We start from the raw sequence: 16,062 nt of genomic DNA, 5'->3' as shown, positions 1-16,062 counted from the left end.
CAACCTGATTGCGGAGTCCACCATGAAAAAACTCATCGGTATTTACACCAGCCCTCGCGGCCATTGGGTCGGCGATGGGTTCCCGGTGCGTACCCTGTTTTCCTACGACAACCTTGGTCAGCACATCAGCCCGTTCCTGCTGCTGGATCACGCCGGGCCTGCGCAATTCACCCCGACTACTGAACGCCGCGGCGTGGGTCAGCATCCGCACCGTGGCTTCGAAACCGTGACCATCGTTTACGAAGGCGAAGTGCAGCACCGCGACTCCACCGGCAGCGGCGGCACCATCGGCCCGGGGGATGTGCAGTGGATGACCGCCGCTTCCGGAATCCTGCACGAGGAATTCCACTCGGAAAACTTCGCCCGAACCGGCGGTAACCTGGAAATGGTGCAACTGTGGGTCAACCTGCCGGCCAAGGACAAAATGGCCGCGCCCGGCTACCAGACCATTCTGGACAGTGACATCCCGAACATCGCACTCACGGGCGGCGCCGGCAGCCTGCGCCTGATCGCCGGTGAGTTCGACGGTCACAAGGGCCCGTCCCGCACGTTCACGCCCATCGATGTGTGGGATCTGCGGCTGAACGCTGGCAAGTTGCTCTCGCTGAATCTGCATGAAGGCCGTAACACCGCATTGGTGGTCTTGAAGGGTTCGGTACAGATCAACGGTGGGGAGTCGATGCGCGAAGGCCAGTTGGCGCTGTTCGAGCGTGATGGCGATCGCATCACCCTTGAAGCCAGCCAGGACGCGGTGGTGCTGCTGCTCAGCGGCGAGCCGATCGACGAACCGATCGTCGGCCACGGCCCGTTCGTGATGAACACCGAGCAGGAAATCCACCAGGCCTTCGCCGACTTCCAGTCCGGCCGCTTCGGCCAGATGCACGGCTGAAAATCCCGGCAGGCGCCACGTGCGCCGGCCGGCTTTTTTTGAGCGTGCGCAGCGGCGTTCATCTCGCCAAATCAATTACTCCTACACTGAGCCCAATCTGTGCGATCTTCTCGCGACTGGCCCCTGTCGGAGTTGTTTGATGCTGTCTCTGCTCACCGATCATCCGTTGTTTTGCGCCCTGATTCTGATCCTGATCGATCTCGGTCTGTGGCGCCTGATCAGCGCCCACGGCAGCGCGTGGAAACTGTTGGTGCGGGTGCTGATTTTTGCCCTGTTCAGCATCTTGTTGTTCAACGAAGGGCTCAACCCGATGGAGCCCGCACCGTGGGCCGACAACGTACCGTTGCACCTGGCGGCGACCGGGCTGCAGATCGGCTGGTGGCTGTTCGGCGCGCGTACCCTGACGGTGTTGATCGGCGCGGTGATGATGCAGCGGGTCGGGCACACTGGGCGGTTGTTGCAGGATCTGCTCGGTGCGGTGATCTTCCTGATTGCGATCATCGCGGCACTGGCCTACGTACTGGATCTGCCGGTCAAGGGCGTGCTGGCAACGTCCGGGGCGCTGGCGATCATCGTCGGGCTGGCGTTGCAGAGCACTTTGAGCGACGTGTTTTCCGGGATCGTGCTCAACACCACCAAGCCTTATCAACTGGATGACTGGATTTCCATCGACGGCACCGAAGGCCGGGTTACCGACATCGACTGGCGCGCCACGCGCCTGCAAACCAGTCAGGGCAGCATGGCGGTGATTCCCAACTCGCTGGCGGCCAAGGCCAAGATCATCAACTTCAGCCGGCCGAGCAATATGTTCGGGGTTGCCGTCAGCGTGCAGGTCAGCCCGCATGCGCGGCCCGGTTCGGTGATCGATGCCCTGGAGCGGGCGATGCAGGGCTGTCGCCAATTGCTGGAGAGCCCCGCGCCAAGTGTCGCGCTGAAGAGCTCCAGCAGTGCCGGCAGCGAATATGAAATCAGCGGGTTTGTCGCCTCGATGAGCGAAAAGCGCGTGGTGCGCAATCAGCTGTTCGACCTGGCGTACCGGCATCTGCAAGCATCCGGGGTCAATCTGCTGTCGAGCAATGAGCCCGGCGTGCCGAGCAATCTCTCACGCCCGCGGGCGCTGCTCGACAGTTCGCCGATTTTTTCCACGCTGCGTCAGGAAGAGAAAGAAACGTTCAGCCAGAACATGACCCTGCAGACCTTCCGTGCCGGCGAGATGATCCTGGCGGGCGGCGAGGTCAGCGATCACCTGTTCATCATCGAGTCCGGCGTGGTGTCGGTGACGCTCAAACGCCACGGCACGCCGTTCGAGTCCGGGCGGATGGGGCCGGGTGAAGTGATCGGCGAGGCGGGTATTGTGTCCGATACGTCGTTGCCGGCCGACTTCTCGGCAAAAACCTTTTGCGCGTTGTACCGCATCGAGAAGTCCTATCTCAAACCGTGCCTGGACGCCCGCCACGACATCAACGACGCGATGAAGGCGCTGCTCGATTTCCGCCTGCACAAGGCGCAATCCCTGACGGAAGAAATGCCGGTGGCGGTGCCGAAAAAAGGTTTCCTGCAGTGGCTGCGCAACCGCGTGTGAGTGGTGGATCCGACGCAACCGTTGCGCAGGGCTGATGTCACAGTTTTTATCGGTCAATGGCAGGAGCCCGGACGATGAAAAAAATGCGCATTGCCACGTTCAACGTCAACGGTCTGCGTGCCCGTCTGCCGAACCTGCTGGAGTGGCTCAAGCGCGAGCAGCCGGACATCGCCTGTCTGCAGGAGCTCAAGCTGGTGGACAGTGCGTTTCCTGCCGCCGAGCTGGAGGCCGCCGGCTACGGTGCCATCTGGCACGGCCAGGCGTCATGGAACGGTGTGGCGATTCTTGCCCGTGATGCGCAACCGCTGGAGAGCCGGCGCGGTCTGCCCGGCGATCCCGACGATAAACACAGTCGCTACCTCGAAGCGGCGGTGCACGGGGTGTTGGTGGGGTGCCTGTACCTGCCCAATGGCAACCCGCAACCGGGGCCGAAGTTCGACTACAAACTGGCCTGGTTCGAGCGCCTGATCAAATACGCCCGGGATCTGCAAAGCAGCGATCACCCCGTGGTGCTGGCCGGCGATTACAACGTGGTGCCGACGGATCTGGATATCTACAACACCCGCTCGTGGCTCAAGGATGCGCTGTTGCAACCGCAAAGCCGCGAGTGCTACCAGCGTCTGCTGGATCAGGGCTGGACGGACTCTTTGCGGCATCTGCATCCCGAAGATCGGCTGTACACCTTCTGGGACTATTTCCGTCAGCACTGGCAGAAGAACTCCGGGCTGCGGATCGACCATCTGCTGCTCAATCCAAAGCTGAGACCTTATCTGCACGAGGCCGGTGTGGATGCCTGGGTGCGTAATGAACCGCATGCCAGCGATCACGCGCCGACGTGGATTCGCATCGACTCGCGTAAAAGACGCTAGCCGGTGATTGGTTAATTCAATTGTCGATTCGAGGCCAGGATCCCGTATACAGGGCGAACATCGGCGGAACGATCCGCGCCCCCATGCAAAAGGACCCAGCAATGAGCGAGCCACGCCTGACGAATCTGAAACAGTATTTGCAACGCCTGGGATTCGATGTGCCCCCGACACCGACCCTTGAAACCCTGCGCCTGTTGCAACTGCGCCATACCGGCGCCTTTGTTTTCGAAAACCTGTCGACGCTCAGTGGCGAACCTGTGCTGATCGATCTGCCCTCCATTGAGCGCAAGGTGTTGAACGATGCCCGTGGTGGTTATTGCTACGAACTCAACAACCTGTTTCTGGCGTTGTTGCTGGAGCTGGGGTTCGATGCGCGGGGGATCAGCGGGCGAGTGGTCATGAATCAGCCCGAGGGCAGTTGGACAGCGCGCACCCACCGCTTGAGTCTGGTGACCATTGACGGCGTGCGCTACATCACCGACGTCGGCTTCGGCGGCATGGTGCCGACCGCGCCACTGGTGCTCGATACCGAGGCTGAGCAATCCACGCCGCACGAGCCGTATCGCATCGAAGTGCAGGCCGATGGCTACATGCTGCGGGCCAGGGTCGCTGGCGAATGGCGGCCGATGTACCTGTTCGACCTGCAACGCCAGGAAGACATCGATTACACCCTCGGCAATTGGTACGTCTCGACCCACCCGGACTCGCCATTCGCCCAGCGCCTGATGGTGGCGCGTACCGGCGACGGCTGGCGGCGTACGATGAACAACGGCAGTTTCGCCATTCACCGCATCGGCGCCGAGAGCGAGCGGCGCGAAGTGACGGATGTCGATGAGTTGATTGAATTGCTGGAACGGGAATTTGGCCTGCGCTTGCCGCACCAGCCTGGTGCGCGAGAGGCTCTGGCGCGCTTGATTCAGCCAGTTTGAACGCTACGGTTTGACGTCCGGTTCCAGTACCCGCCGGATCTCGTTCACGGCCGCCGACAGTTTTTTCTCAAGGCTCTTGAGGTCGGTGGCGGTGATGCCTTGCTTGAATTGCCCGCTGGAATGTTCGAGTTCATCGGTTGCGCCACGGCTGTTAAGCAATGCGTGGCGCAGGGTGTTGTTGATCACCGTCTGATACCCAAACCCTTCCTTTTTGGCGACCGTACGTGCCGCTTCGATGACCGCATCATCAAGCATGATGGTGATGCGCGTTTTACCCTTGGTGGGCGCACTGGCGCCGCGTTTACCTTCGCTGAAATCGTATTCATCTTTCATTGATCACCTCTGCGCAAAGTTGCCATTGCTCGCTGGGCTCGAACGCGTTGGCAGCATTCTTGCTTTTGTCGAACTGAATCTTGAATGAATTCAGTATGCATACTTTATATGTATAAAAAAGTGCGGCCGCGCCGTCGGTCGCCGTGAACACTTCAGCCTGGGCGGATAAAACGTGAACTCGATTGGGGATGTGTTGCCGGATTTGTGGGGGGATGAAAGCAGCGGGATAGAAGGTGGGGTGGCTGGCTAACCATTATGTGACTGATAAGTTGTATACAAGTCTATGGACATTTGTCCTGACTCTTGCATACAGTGTGTGCATAACAAAAACCAGGGAACTCCCCCACCATGAAAACGCCCCATGTTTCACACCAACGGCCCGAGGACGAGAATCTCGGGGTCGGCGCGAATATGGCTTACGGCCTGCAACACGTTCTGACCATGTATGGCGGTATCGTCGCGGTGCCACTGATCATCGGTCAGGCCGCCGGGCTGTCGCCGGCGGACATCGGTCTGTTGATTGCTGCTTCATTGTTTGCGGGGGGGCTGGCTACGTTGCTGCAAACCCTGGGTTTACCGTTTTTCGGATGTCAGTTGCCGCTGGTGCAGGGCGTGTCGTTCTCTGGCGTTGCCACGATGGTGGCGATTGTCAGCAGCGGCGGGGAGGGCGGCTTCCAGTCGGTGCTCGGCGCGGTGATTGCGGCGTCGTTGATCGGCTTGCTGATCACCCCGGTGTTCTCGCGCATCACCAAGTTCTTCCCGCCGCTGGTCACGGGTATCGTGATCACCACCATCGGCCTGACGCTGATGCCGGTGGCCGCACGCTGGGCCATGGGCGGCAACAGTCATGCGCCTGACTTCGGCAGCATGCAGAACATCGGTCTGGCGGCGGTCACGCTGGTGCTGGTGTTGTTGCTGAGCAAGGTCGGCAGCTCCACCATTTCGCGTCTGTCGATCCTGTTGGCCATGGTGATCGGCACGGTGCTGGCGGTGTTCCTCGGCATGGCGGACTTCTCCAACGTCACCCAAGGCCCGATGTTCGGCTTCCCGACACCGTTCCATTTCGGCATGCCGACCTTCCACTTCGCCGCGATCCTGTCGATGTGCATCGTGGTCATGGTGACCCTGGTGGAAACCTCGGCGGACATCCTGGCGGTCGGTGAAATCATCGGCACCAAGGTCGATTCCAAACGCCTGGGCAACGGCCTGCGGGCGGACATGCTGTCGAGCATGTTCGCGCCGATCTTCGGCTCGTTCACTCAAAGCGCCTTCGCCCAGAACGTCGGGCTGGTGGCGGTGACCGGCATCAAGAGCCGCTATGTGGTGGCAACCGGCGGCATCTTCCTGGTGATCCTCGGCCTGCTGCCGTTCATGGGCCGGGTCATCGCAGCCGTGCCGACTTCGGTACTCGGCGGTGCCGGTATCGTGCTGTTCGGCACCGTGGCGGCGAGCGGTATTCGTACGCTGTCCAAGGTCGATTACCGCAACAACGTCAACCTGATCATCGTCGCCACCTCGATCGGCTTCGGCATGATCCCGATTGCCGCGCCGAACTTCTACGACCACTTCCCGAGCTGGTTCGCGACCATTTTCCATTCGGGCATCAGTTCGTCGGCGATCATGGCGATCCTGTTGAACCTGGCGTTCAACCACTTCACGGCGGGCAACTCGGATCAGCAGTCGGTGTTTGCGGCGGCAGAAGAGCGGACCCTGCGTTATCGCGATCTGGCGGCGCTGCGTGAAGGCGACTACTTCAGCGACGGCAAGCTGCATGACTGCGACGGCAACGAAGTGCCGGTGATCGATCCGGATTCGGACCACGGTCATGGCGCGCCGAAGGCGCATGCCAAGAGCAGCGAGCACGTCTGACTGCTGTTCCTGAATAGAAAAGGGCCGATCAGTTGCGAAACTGATCGGCCCTTTTTCTATGGCGCCGCTTTTTCAGCGCCCACAAAAAACCCCTGAATCTTTCGATTCAGGGGTTCTGTATTTGGCTCCACAACCTGGACTCGAACCAGGGACCCAGTGATTAACAGTCACTTGCTCTACCAACTGAGCTATTGCGGAATTGGTGCGTATGTTACTGATTTAAAAAGACTAGTCAAGCGCGAGATGTAAATTTGTTGGAAAGGTCAGGACGGGCGGCGCTTTATCGGCAATTGGCGGTTACCAGAAGGCCACCAGAGGTCTACCATGGCTGCCCGGAAGTGGTGACACGCGCTGCCGGCCATTCGCCGAAAAGGTATGCGCCATGAATAGCCCCATCCTCACCCATTGTCCTGTCGAGGTGTTCGCATGAGCACCGCGCAAATCAGTCTGCCCAAAGGCGTTGGCCCGCACGCCGAAAAGCTTTACGACGCGATCACTCAGGCCGGTACGGCTGAAGAGCTGAACCGCGCAGGCGGCAAGGCCGAAGGTTTTGTCCTCGGCCTGGAAAGCACCAAGGCGATCAAAAGCCAGGTCGCCGAATCGCTCTATGTCGTTTATGACGACGCGGCGACTCAGCGTGCAGCGGAGCTGGTTTAACCGCCGAAGGTGAAGGTGCCGAGCATCAGCTTGGCGTAGAGCATCGTCGCGCCCAGTTGCACCAGCCACAGCGCCAGCCCGCCGAGAAACACCCCGGCAGCGACTTGCAGTACCAGATTATTGCCGCGTTTGGCCGGGGCGCGAGGGATGAAGTCATCCAGATCGTCGCGGTCGGCGCGCAGGTCATCGTTTTTCATGTCGGTTCTCTGAAATATCGTCTGTGTGCAGTCTAGAGGCTGTAGCGGTATTTCTTCAGACAAATAAAAACGGGAGGCCCGAAGGCTTCCCGTTTTCAGTGCTGCGCCGGATCAGATGACCTGAACGATGGCGTCCGTCACGGCTTCAATGTTGCTCTGGTTCAGCGCGGCGACGCAGATGCGGCCGGTGTCCAGGGCGTAGATGCCGAACTCGTTGCGCAGGCGGTGAACCTGTTCGGTGGTCAGGCCGGAGTAGGAGAACATGCCGCGCTGACGACCGACGAAGCTGAAGTCACGCTGCGGGGCTTTCTTCGCCAGCAGAGCAACCATCTGCTCGCGCATGCCGCGAATGCGCAGGCGCATTTCAGCCAGTTCGGCTTCCCACTGAGCGCGCAGTTCCGGGCTGTTGAGCACAGCGGCGACGATGCTTGCGCCGTGAGTAGGCGGGTTGGAGTAGTTGGTGCGGATCACGCGTTTGACTTGCGACAGTACGCGGGCGCTTTCTTCTTTCGATTCGCTGATGATTGACAACGCACCGACGCGCTCGCCGTACAGCGAGAACGACTTGGAGAATGAACTCGATACGAAGAAGGTCAGGCCGGACTCGGCGAACAGACGCACGGCAGCGGCGTCTTCGGCGATGCCGTCACCGAAACCCTGGTAAGCCATGTCGAGGAACGGCACGTGACCTTTGGTCTTGACTGCTTCCAGCACGTTGTTCCAGTCCGCCGGGCTCAAATCGACGCCGGTCGGGTTGTGGCAGCAAGCGTGCAGTACGACGATCGAGCCGTTCGGCAGGGCATTGAGGTCTTCCAGCAGGCCGGCACGGTTCACGTCGTGGGTGGCGGCGTCGTAGTAGCGGTAGTTCTGCACCGGGAAACCGGCGGTTTCGAACAGCGCGCGATGGTTTTCCCAGCTCGGGTCGCTGATCGCCACGACGGCATTGGGCAGCAGTTGCTTGAGGAAGTCGGCACCGATTTTCAGTGCGCCGGTGCCGCCTACGGCCTGGGTGGTGACAACGCGGCCCGCCGCCAGCAGCGGCGAGTCATTGCCGAACAGCAGTTTTTGCACGGCCTGGTCGTAGGCCGCGATACCGTCGATCGGCAGGTAGCCGCGCGAGGCGTGCTGAGCGGCGCGAAGGGTTTCGGCTTCGATGACGGCGCGCAGGAGTGGAATTCGCCCCTCTTCGTTGCAGTACACACCCACCCCGAGATTGACCTTATTGGTCCGGGTATCGGCGTTGAATGCTTCGTTGAGGCCCAGGATTGGATCGCGGGGTGCCATTTCGACAGCGGAGAACAGGCTCATTTTTACGGCGGCTCTGAATGGAGAGTGGAGGGACGTGTCGCGCTCCAGCCGAATGCACTAGAGCGGTGCACAAACGGGGAGCTAGTATAGAGGCCATCATCGATCGATGGCGACAGGCGATTCGGCTTTTAAGGTAAGTTTTTCCGATTATTTCTCGACCGTTAGTCGAATGGATCTGTCGGAGACTTTACCGGATGTAGGACGTTTGCCTTGAAAGGCGAGGCAATCGGCTCCACATTCAGCACAATCTTCGTTTTTTCTTGCGCGACATCGGTCGTTTGCGGTCTTTCTCGTGGTGCTGCGGTTTGCCCGTCGCGTCTCGATTCCAGAGGTGTTTATGTCTGAATTCCAGCTCGTCACCCGTTTCGACCCCGCCGGCGATCAACCGGAAGCCATTCGCCTGATGGTCGAAGGCATCGAAGCCGGGCTGTCGCACCAGACGCTGCTCGGGGTGACCGGGTCGGGCAAGACCTTCAGCATCGCCAACGTGATCGCCCAGGTGCAGCGTCCGACCCTGGTGCTGGCGCCGAACAAGACCCTGGCCGCGCAGTTGTACGGCGAGTTCAAGTCGTTCTTCCCGAACAACGCCGTCGAGTACTTCGTTTCCTACTACGACTACTACCAGCCCGAAGCCTACGTGCCGTCGTCCGACACCTTCATCGAGAAGGATGCGTCGATCAACGATCACATCGAGCAGATGCGTCTGTCGGCCACCAAGGCGTTGCTGGAGCGCAAGGACGCGATCATCGTCACCACGGTGTCGTGTATCTACGGTCTGGGCAGCCCGGAAACCTATTTGAAAATGGTCTTGCACGTCGATCGCGGCGACAAGCTCGACCAGCGTGCGCTGGTGCGGCGTCTGGCAGACCTGCAATACACCCGCAACGACATGGATTTCGCCCGCGCAACCTTCCGTGTGCGCGGCGATGTGATCGACATCTACCCGGCCGAATCCGACCTCGAAGCGATCCGTATCGAGTTGTTCGATGACGAAGTAGAAAGTATTTCCGCATTTGACCCGTTGACCGGCGAAGTCATCCGCAAGCTGCCGCGCTTCACCTTTTACCCGAAAAGCCACTACGTGACGCCCCGGGAAACCCTGCTCGACGCCATCGAGGGGATCAAGGTCGAGTTGCAGGAGCGCCTGGAATACCTGCGCAACAACAACAAACTGGTGGAAGCCCAGCGTCTGGAACAGCGCACCCGCTTCGACCTGGAGATGATCCTCGAACTCGGTTACTGCAACGGCATCGAAAACTACTCGCGCTACCTGTCGGGCCGTCCGGCCGGTGCGGCGCCGCCGACGCTCTACGATTACCTGCCCGCCGACGCGTTGCTGGTGATCGACGAATCCCACGTCAGCGTGCCGCAGGTCGGCGCAATGTATAAGGGCGACCGCTCGCGCAAAGAGACGCTGGTGGAGTACGGTTTCCGCCTGCCATCGGCACTGGACAACCGGCCGATGCGCTTCGACGAGTGGGAAGGCGTGAGCCCGCAGACGATCTTCGTTTCGGCCACCCCCGGCAACTACGAAGCCGAGCACGCCGGGCGGGTGATCGAACAGGTTGTGCGCCCGACCGGGCTGGTCGACCCGCAGGTTGAAGTGCGCCCGGCGTTGACTCAGGTCGACGATCTCTTGTCGGAAATCACCAAGCGCGTGGCCGTGGAGGAGCGGGTTCTGGTCACCACGCTGACCAAACGCATGGCCGAAGACCTGACCGATTACCTGGCCGATCACGGCGTGCGCGTGCGTTATCTGCACTCGGACATCGACACCGTCGAGCGGGTCGAAATCATCCGTGACCTGCGTCTGGGCACCTTTGACGTGCTGGTGGGGATCAACCTGCTGCGTGAAGGCCTGGACATGCCGGAGGTGTCGCTGGTGGCGATCCTCGATGCGGACAAGGAAGGCTTCCTGCGTTCCGAGCGTTCGCTGATCCAGACCATCGGCCGGGCGGCGCGTAACCTCAATGGCCGGGCGATTCTCTATGCTGATCGCATCACCGGTTCGATGGAGCGGGCGATTGGCGAAACCGAGCGCCGTCGCGACAAGCAGATCGCCTTCAACCTGGCCAACGGCATCACGCCGAAGGGCGTGTTCAAGGACGTCGCCGACATCATGGAAGGCGCCACCGTGCCCGGTTCGCGCAGCAAGAAGCGCAAAGGCATGGCCAAGGCCGCCGAAGAAAACGCCAAGTACGAGGCCGAACTGCGCTCGCCGAGCGAGATCACCAAGCGCATCCGCCAACTGGAAGAGAAGATGTACCAGCTGGCCCGCGACCTGGAATTCGAAGCGGCAGCACAGATGCGCGACGAAATCGCCAAGCTGCGTGAGCGGCTGTTGGCCGTCTGACGGATCGTTCTCACGTTCTGCGTGGGAATGCAGCCCTGGACGCTCTGCGTCCGCTCAAGGTTAATGTGCCTCGCCGGCCTTCAGTCCGGCGGGCAGTTTCTTGGTCAGCAAAATCGCCAACATGCTGATTCCCAGCGCAATCCCGACAAAATGAAACGCATCGTTGTAGGCCATGATCAGTGCCTGCTGATGAACGATTTCACTCAACTTGCCCAAAGCCGCCGTGTCACTGCCGAACCGATCAGTCATCGAGGCCAGGCGTTCGGCCACCTGCGGATTGGTCGGCACCACCGCTTCACGCAGGTAATCGAAGTAGGTCTTGGTGCGCGCATCCAGCAGGGTGGCGAGCAGCGCGATGCCGATGGCGCCGCCGAGGTTGCGCAAAATGTTGAACAGGCTCGATGCCGAGCCCGCGTCCTGCGGCAGGATGTACGCCGTGGCGATCAGCGAAATGGTCACCATGATCAGCGGCTGACCCAGCGCGCGGATGATCTGGATCTGGTTGAACTGCGGCCCGGCGAAATCCGGGTTGAGCACCCCGGATGAAAAACTCGCCAGCCCGAACAGGCCGAATCCGATCGTGCACAGCCATTTCGGCGAGACGAATTTCATCAGTTTCGGCACCAGCGGAATCAGGAACAGCTGTGGCACGCCCATCCACATGATCACTTCGCCGATCTGCAGGGCGTTGTAGTTCTGGATCTGCGCCAGGTACAGCGGCAGCAGATAGATCGAACCGTACAGCCCAACGCCCATGCCGAGGCTGGAAATACTCGACAGCCCGAAATTGCGATTGCGCAGGATGCCGAGGTTGATCAGCGGGTTGGGTTTGGAAATCTGCACGATGACGAAGGTGATCAGGCTCAGCAGGGCGACGCTGCCCAGCGTCACGATCAGGCTCGACTCGAGCCAGTCCTTGCGATGGCCTTCCTCAAGAAAAACCTGCAGACAACCGAGGCCGACACCTAGCGTCAGAATGCCGGTGTAATCGGTGCTTTTCAGCAGCTCCCAGTGCGCTTCTTTCTTCTCCAGGCCGTACATCAGCCCGGCGATCATGATCAGTCCCGGCGGAATGTTGATATAGAAGATGTACTCCCAGCCCCAGTTTTCCGTGAGCCAGCCGCCCAGCGTCGGGCCGATGGACGGGGCGAAGGTGGCGGTCATGGCAAACATCGCCATACCTTTGGCGCGGTGGTGTTCGGGGAGTTTGATCAGGGTCAGGGTGAACGCCAGCGGGATCAGCGCGCCGCCGGTGAAGCCCTGCATGGCGCGAAACACGATCATGCTCTCCAGGCTCCAGGCCATCGAGCACAACAGCGAAGAAATCAGAAAACCCAGCGACACCCACACCGCCAGTCGCCGGGCCGACAGCAACTGCACCAGCCAGGCGGTCAGCGGAATCATGATGATTTCCGCCACCAGATAAGAGGTGGAAATCCACGAGCCTTCTTCCAGCGTCGCCGACAGGGCGCCCTGAATGTCCTTGAGCGAGGAGTTGGTGATCTGGATGTCGAGCACCGCCATGAAGGCGCCGAGCATCACGCTCATCACCGCGATCCAGTCCCGCCGGGTCGGTTCGCCGACCGGGCGGATCAGCGAATCACCGGACATTGTCCGGGGCGTCTTTGATGTTCACGGTGGCGGTGACGGACATGCCCGGACGGATCTTGCCGTGCAGCGGGTTATCGGCCTTGAAGGTCAGCTTGACCGGAATCCGCTGTACCACCTTGGTGAAGTTGCCGGTGGCGTTGTCCGGCGGCAACAGGCTGAACTGCGCGCCGGAGGCTGCGAACAGGCTGTCGACCCGGGCTTCGATCGGCGTATCGCCATAGGCATCGAAGACCAGTTCGGCCTTCTGGCCCGGCTGCATGTGACCGATCTGGGTTTCCTTGAAGTTGGCCTGCACCCAGATGTCTTCGTCCGGAACGATCGACAAAAGATAGGCCCCGGCCTGCACCACTTGACCATTGCGCGCGGCACGCTGACCGATCAGGCCGCTGATCGGTGCATGGATTTCACTGCGGGTCAGGTTCAGTTCAGCCTGGGCGAGGTCGGCGCGGGCGTTGGCGATCTGCGCATCGAGGCGTTTGATCTCGGCCGTCAGCGCGTTGACTTGCTGGCGCTGGCTTTGGGCATCGGCCTGGGCCTTGGCCACTTGCGAGCGGGCAATATGGGCGTCGGCGGAGAGGGTGGTGACCCGCTCCTCGGAGACGTAGCCGGGTTTGCGCAGGGTTTCTGCCCGCGACAAATCCATCTGCGAGCGCCCGAGGGTGGCTTGTGTGGATGCCACTTGCGCATCGCTGGCGGCGATCAGGCTCGATTGCTGAGTCAATTTGCTCTGGGCCTGCAGGCGTTCGGCTTCGCGGGTGGCGAGGGCGGCATTGGCGCGATCGACGGCGAGACGGAAATCATTCGGTTCGAGACGGATCAGCAACTGGCCTTTTTCCACATGCTGGTTGTCCTGCACCAGCACTTCGTCGATGCGTGCGCTCAACTGGCTCGACACGCGGGTGATTTCACCCTGGACATAGGCGTTGTCGGTGCTTTCATAAAAGCGTCCCTTGAAAAACCAATGGGCGAAAAAGCCCCCGGCAATCAACAGGACCAGCAGCAGGAAAATCAACAGGCGACGCTTGAGTTGGACAGGCATGGGCAAACTGCAGTCGAGTAATTGTAAGGAAAGTTATCAGCGGGCGAATCTGGCATACAGCCGATGAACGGTAAATGCCGTCTGGTGATATTCGGCCATTCACCACGGCCAACGGGCGTTCCAGACGCAACCTTGGCTTAAATGCCCTGCCCGCTGGAGCGGGGCGGGTGTCGCCTGTTACCATTCGCCGCTTGATCGTTCTTTGCTTTTCATTCTTTTCGAGACATGCCATGACCACCGTCCGCACTCGCATCGCGCCATCGCCTACCGGGGATCCCCACGTAGGTACCGCTTACATCGCACTGTTCAACTACTGCTTTGCCAAGCAGCACGGCGGTGAGTTCATCCTGCGCATTGAAGACACCGATCAATTGCGTTCGACCCGCGAGTCCGAACAGCAGATCTTCGACGCCCTGCGCTGGCTGGGCATCGACTGGAGCGAAGGCCCGGACGTCGGCGGCCCGCACGGCCCGTACCGGCAGAGCGAGCGCGGCGATATCTACCAGAAGTACTGCCAGCAACTGGTCGACATGGGCCATGCCTTCCCGTGCTTCTGCACCGCCGAAGAGCTGGACCAGATGCGCGCCGAGCAAATGGCTCGCGGCGAAACCCCGCGTTACGACGGCCGTGCGCTGCTGCTGTCCAAGGAAGAAGTTGCCCGTCGCCTGGCTGCCGGCGAGCCGCACGTGATCCGCATGAAAGTGCCGAGCGAAGGCGTCTGCGTGGTGCCGGACATGCTGCGTGGCGATGTCGAGATCCCGTGGGATCGCATGGACATGCAAGTGCTGATGAAAACCGACGGCCTGCCAACCTACTTCCTGGCCAACGTGGTCGACGACCACCTGATGGGCATCACCCACGTATTGCGTGGTGAAGAGTGGCTGCCATCGGCGCCGAAACTGATCCTGCTTTATGAGTACTTCGGCTGGGAACAACCGGAGCTGTGCTACATGCCGCTGCTGCGTAACCCGGACAAGAGCAAGCTGTCCAAGCGCAAGAACCCGACTTCGGTGACGTTCTACGAGCGCATGGGCTTCATGCCTGAGGCGATGCTTAACTACCTGGGCCGCATGGGCTGGTCGATGCCGGACGAGCGCGAGAAGTTCTCGCTGCAGGAAATGGTCGACAATTTCGACCTCAAGCGTGTATCGCTGGGTGGGCCGATCTTCGATATCGAGAAACTGTCGTGGCTCAACGGCCAGTGGCTGCGTGATCTGCCGGTGGAAGAGTTCGCCGCTCGCGTGCAGAAGTGGGCGTTCAATTCCGAATACATGATGAAGATCGCGCCGCACGTTCAGGGCCGCGTTGAAACCTTCAGCCAGGTTGCACCGCTGGCCGGGTTCTTCTTCGCCGGTGGCGTGAACCCGGATGCCAAGCTGTTCGAATCGAAAAAGCTGTCGGGCGATCAGGTGCGTCAACTGATGCAGTTGATCCTGTGGAAGCTTGAGAGCCTGCGTCAGTGGGAGAAGGACAGCATCACCGCGACGATTCAGGCGGTGGTCGAATCCCTTGAGCTGAAGCTGCGTGACGCGATGCCGCTGATGTTTGCCGCGATCACGGGGCAGGCGAGTTCGGTGTCGGTGCTCGATGCGATGGAAATCCTCGGGCCGGACCTGACCCGTTTCCGTCTGCGCCAGGCGATTGACCTGCTGGGCGGCGTGTCGAAGAAAGAAAACAAAGAGTGGGAAAAGCTGTTGGGCACTATCGCCTGATCGCGTTTGACGCTGCAGGACGCGCCGCAGGCCAGGATCTTTTGATCCCGTCCTTCGGCGTTTTCCCCCGAATTTACGGGGGGAGGGCGGTAAGTGATTGTTATGCCGACAAAAAATTTTGAAATTTTTCAAAAATAAGTTTGACAGCCTTTCGATACGCCCTTAAGATTCGCCCCGTCCTCAGCGATGACATCAACGATGAGGGGCTATAGCTCAGCTGGGAGAGCGCTTGCATGGCATGCAAGAGGTCGACGGTTCGATCCCGTCTAGCTCCACCAATTTACACTTCGAAGTCTGGCCACGCCGGCTTCGAAGCGATCAACACTCAGCGTTGATCGGTTGTATGGAAGGGTTTGCGTCCCCTTCGTCTAGTGGCCTAGGACACCGCCCTTTCACGGCGGTAACAGGGGTTCGAGTCCCCTAGGGGACGCCAGTTTTACAGAAGCGATGTTGCAAGATGTCGCTCCGCCGAGAGGCGAAAAGTCCGGGGCTATAGCTCAGCTGGGAGAGCGCCTGCATGGCATGCAGGAGGTCAGCGGTTCGATCCCGCTTAGCTCCACCAATTTACAGTTCAAGGTCTGGCCACACCGGCCTTGAATCGATCAGTTCTCAGCGCTGATCAGTTGTATAGAAGGTTTGTGTCCCCTTCGTCTAGTGGCCTAGGACACCGCCCTTTCACGGCGGTAACAGGGGTTCGAGTCCCCTAGGGGACGC

13 protein-coding genes and 5 tRNA genes are annotated in these 16,062 nt (G+C 60.3%); 12 read left to right on the top strand and 6 right to left on the bottom strand.

Going from position 1 to position 16,062, the window contains the following annotated elements:
• Positions 1–22: 22 nt before the first annotated feature.
• The 4 genes from ACKJSM_RS14485 to ACKJSM_RS14470 all read left to right on the top strand — a co-directional run bounded on the left by ACKJSM_RS14485 (position 23) and on the right by ACKJSM_RS14470 (position 4,269).
• Positions 23–889: a pirin family protein gene (locus ACKJSM_RS14485; RefSeq protein WP_236180454.1), complete on the top strand. Its 867-nt coding sequence runs from the start codon at positions 23–25 to the stop codon at positions 887–889.
• Positions 890–1,028: 139 nt separating this feature from the next.
• Complete coding sequence (locus ACKJSM_RS14480) at positions 1,029–2,471, top strand: mechanosensitive ion channel family protein (protein WP_339489926.1); 1,443 nt, start codon at positions 1,029–1,031, stop codon at positions 2,469–2,471.
• 74 nt (positions 2,472–2,545) lie between these two features.
• The gene (locus ACKJSM_RS14475) at positions 2,546–3,340 is read left to right on the top strand and encodes an exodeoxyribonuclease III (RefSeq protein ID WP_410238044.1); all 795 of its coding nucleotides are present in this window, start codon (positions 2,546–2,548) and stop codon (positions 3,338–3,340) included.
• A gap of 101 nt (positions 3,341–3,441) precedes the next feature.
• The gene (locus tag ACKJSM_RS14470) at positions 3,442–4,269 is read left to right on the top strand and encodes an arylamine N-acetyltransferase family protein (RefSeq protein ID WP_410238043.1); all 828 of its coding nucleotides are present in this window, start codon (positions 3,442–3,444) and stop codon (positions 4,267–4,269) included.
• Positions 4,270–4,272: 3 nt separating this feature from the next.
• Here the strand turns inward: ACKJSM_RS14470 and ACKJSM_RS14465 are convergent, their stop codons facing one another.
• A complete protein-coding gene (locus ACKJSM_RS14465) occupies positions 4,273–4,602 on the bottom strand; it encodes a BrnA antitoxin family protein (RefSeq protein ID WP_410238041.1) in 330 nt (109 codons plus the stop codon).
• A gap of 348 nt (positions 4,603–4,950) precedes the next feature.
• Between ACKJSM_RS14465 and ACKJSM_RS14460 the strand changes: the two genes are divergently transcribed.
• Positions 4,951–6,471, top strand: coding sequence for a nucleobase:cation symporter-2 family protein (locus tag ACKJSM_RS14460; protein ID WP_085690393.1), 1,521 nt, complete (start codon positions 4,951–4,953; stop codon positions 6,469–6,471).
• Between the two features lie 122 nt (positions 6,472–6,593).
• Here the strand turns inward: ACKJSM_RS14460 and ACKJSM_RS14455 are convergent.
• Positions 6,594–6,669, bottom strand: a tRNA-Asn gene (locus tag ACKJSM_RS14455).
• 228 nt (positions 6,670–6,897) lie between these two features.
• Here ACKJSM_RS14455 and ACKJSM_RS14450 point away from each other — a divergent pair.
• The gene (locus tag ACKJSM_RS14450) at positions 6,898–7,128 is read left to right on the top strand and encodes a hypothetical protein (RefSeq protein WP_236180465.1); all 231 of its coding nucleotides are present in this window, start codon (positions 6,898–6,900) and stop codon (positions 7,126–7,128) included.
• Here the strand turns inward: ACKJSM_RS14450 and ACKJSM_RS14445 are convergent.
• Together ACKJSM_RS14445 and ACKJSM_RS14440 are read right to left on the bottom strand one after the other, a co-directional pair.
• On the bottom strand, positions 7,125–7,325 hold the full coding sequence (locus ACKJSM_RS14445) for a hypothetical protein (RefSeq protein ID WP_007956421.1): 201 nt from the start codon (positions 7,323–7,325) through the stop codon (positions 7,125–7,127). The two genes, ACKJSM_RS14450 and ACKJSM_RS14445, sit on opposite strands and share 4 nt — an antisense overlap.
• Before the next feature lie 111 nt (positions 7,326–7,436).
• The gene (locus ACKJSM_RS14440; protein ID WP_410238039.1) at positions 7,437–8,633 is read right to left on the bottom strand and encodes an amino acid aminotransferase; all 1,197 of its coding nucleotides are present in this window, start codon (positions 8,631–8,633) and stop codon (positions 7,437–7,439) included.
• Between the two features lie 337 nt (positions 8,634–8,970).
• Here ACKJSM_RS14440 and uvrB point away from each other — a divergent pair, with 337 nt between their 5' ends.
• The gene (gene uvrB, locus ACKJSM_RS14435; protein WP_011333338.1) at positions 8,971–10,986 is read left to right on the top strand and encodes an excinuclease ABC subunit UvrB; all 2,016 of its coding nucleotides are present in this window, start codon (positions 8,971–8,973) and stop codon (positions 10,984–10,986) included.
• A gap of 60 nt (positions 10,987–11,046) precedes the next feature.
• On the opposite strand, the gene ACKJSM_RS14430 is transcribed toward uvrB, so the two are convergent.
• Positions 11,047–12,537 (bottom strand): MDR family MFS transporter, encoded by a 1,491-nt coding sequence (locus ACKJSM_RS14430; RefSeq protein WP_410238151.1) that lies wholly within the window; start codon positions 12,535–12,537, stop codon positions 11,047–11,049.
• Positions 12,538–12,586: 49 nt separating this feature from the next.
• On the bottom strand, positions 12,587–13,636 hold the full coding sequence (locus tag ACKJSM_RS14425) for an HlyD family secretion protein (protein ID WP_410238036.1): 1,050 nt from the start codon (positions 13,634–13,636) through the stop codon (positions 12,587–12,589).
• A gap of 230 nt (positions 13,637–13,866) precedes the next feature.
• Here ACKJSM_RS14425 and gltX point away from each other — a divergent pair, with 230 nt between their 5' ends.
• The 5 genes from gltX to ACKJSM_RS14400 all read left to right on the top strand — a co-directional run bounded on the left by gltX (position 13,867) and on the right by ACKJSM_RS14400 (position 16,061).
• Positions 13,867–15,348: a glutamate--tRNA ligase gene (gene gltX, locus ACKJSM_RS14420; RefSeq protein WP_057396157.1), complete on the top strand. Its 1,482-nt coding sequence runs from the start codon at positions 13,867–13,869 to the stop codon at positions 15,346–15,348.
• Between the two features lie 202 nt (positions 15,349–15,550).
• Positions 15,551–15,626: transfer RNA gene (locus tag ACKJSM_RS14415), tRNA-Ala, on the top strand.
• A 79-nt stretch (positions 15,627–15,705) separates the two neighbouring features.
• Positions 15,706–15,781 (top strand) — tRNA-Glu (locus tag ACKJSM_RS14410).
• Between the two features lie 53 nt (positions 15,782–15,834).
• Positions 15,835–15,910: transfer RNA gene (locus ACKJSM_RS14405), tRNA-Ala, on the top strand.
• A 78-nt stretch (positions 15,911–15,988) separates the two neighbouring features.
• Positions 15,989–16,061 (top strand) — tRNA-Glu (locus tag ACKJSM_RS14400).
• Position 16,062: the final 1 nt, after the last annotated feature.

The sequence above is a fragment of the Pseudomonas sp. PHC1 genome (genome assembly GCF_046487845.1).
GTDB classification, from domain to species: domain Bacteria; phylum Pseudomonadota; class Gammaproteobacteria; order Pseudomonadales; family Pseudomonadaceae; genus Aquipseudomonas; species Aquipseudomonas sputi.
This window is presented reverse-complemented; position numbering and strand designations above follow the sequence as displayed.

Bases quoted from the DNA above. Each gene is read 5' to 3' on its own strand.
- ACKJSM_RS14485 (WP_236180454.1), top strand. From the start codon at position 23: ATGAAAAAACTCATCGGTATTTACACCAGCCCTCGCGGCCATTGGGTC.
- ACKJSM_RS14480 (WP_339489926.1), top strand. From the start codon at position 1,029: ATGCTGTCTCTGCTCACCGATCATCCGTTGTTTTGCGCCCTGATTCTG.
- ACKJSM_RS14475 (WP_410238044.1), top strand. From the start codon at position 2,546: ATGAAAAAAATGCGCATTGCCACGTTCAACGTCAACGGTCTGCGTGCC.
- ACKJSM_RS14470 (WP_410238043.1), top strand. From the start codon at position 3,442: ATGAGCGAGCCACGCCTGACGAATCTGAAACAGTATTTGCAACGCCTG.
- ACKJSM_RS14465 (WP_410238041.1), bottom strand. From the start codon at position 4,602: ATGAAAGATGAATACGATTTCAGCGAAGGTAAACGCGGCGCCAGTGCG.
- ACKJSM_RS14460 (WP_085690393.1), top strand. From the start codon at position 4,951: ATGAAAACGCCCCATGTTTCACACCAACGGCCCGAGGACGAGAATCTC.
- ACKJSM_RS14450 (WP_236180465.1), top strand. From the start codon at position 6,898: ATGAGCACCGCGCAAATCAGTCTGCCCAAAGGCGTTGGCCCGCACGCC.
- ACKJSM_RS14445 (WP_007956421.1), bottom strand. From the start codon at position 7,325: ATGAAAAACGATGACCTGCGCGCCGACCGCGACGATCTGGATGACTTC.
- ACKJSM_RS14440 (WP_410238039.1), bottom strand. From the start codon at position 8,633: ATGAGCCTGTTCTCCGCTGTCGAAATGGCACCCCGCGATCCAATCCTG.
- uvrB (WP_011333338.1), top strand. From the start codon at position 8,971: ATGTCTGAATTCCAGCTCGTCACCCGTTTCGACCCCGCCGGCGATCAA.
- ACKJSM_RS14425 (WP_410238036.1), bottom strand. From the start codon at position 13,636: ATGCCTGTCCAACTCAAGCGTCGCCTGTTGATTTTCCTGCTGCTGGTC.
- gltX (WP_057396157.1), top strand. From the start codon at position 13,867: ATGACCACCGTCCGCACTCGCATCGCGCCATCGCCTACCGGGGATCCC.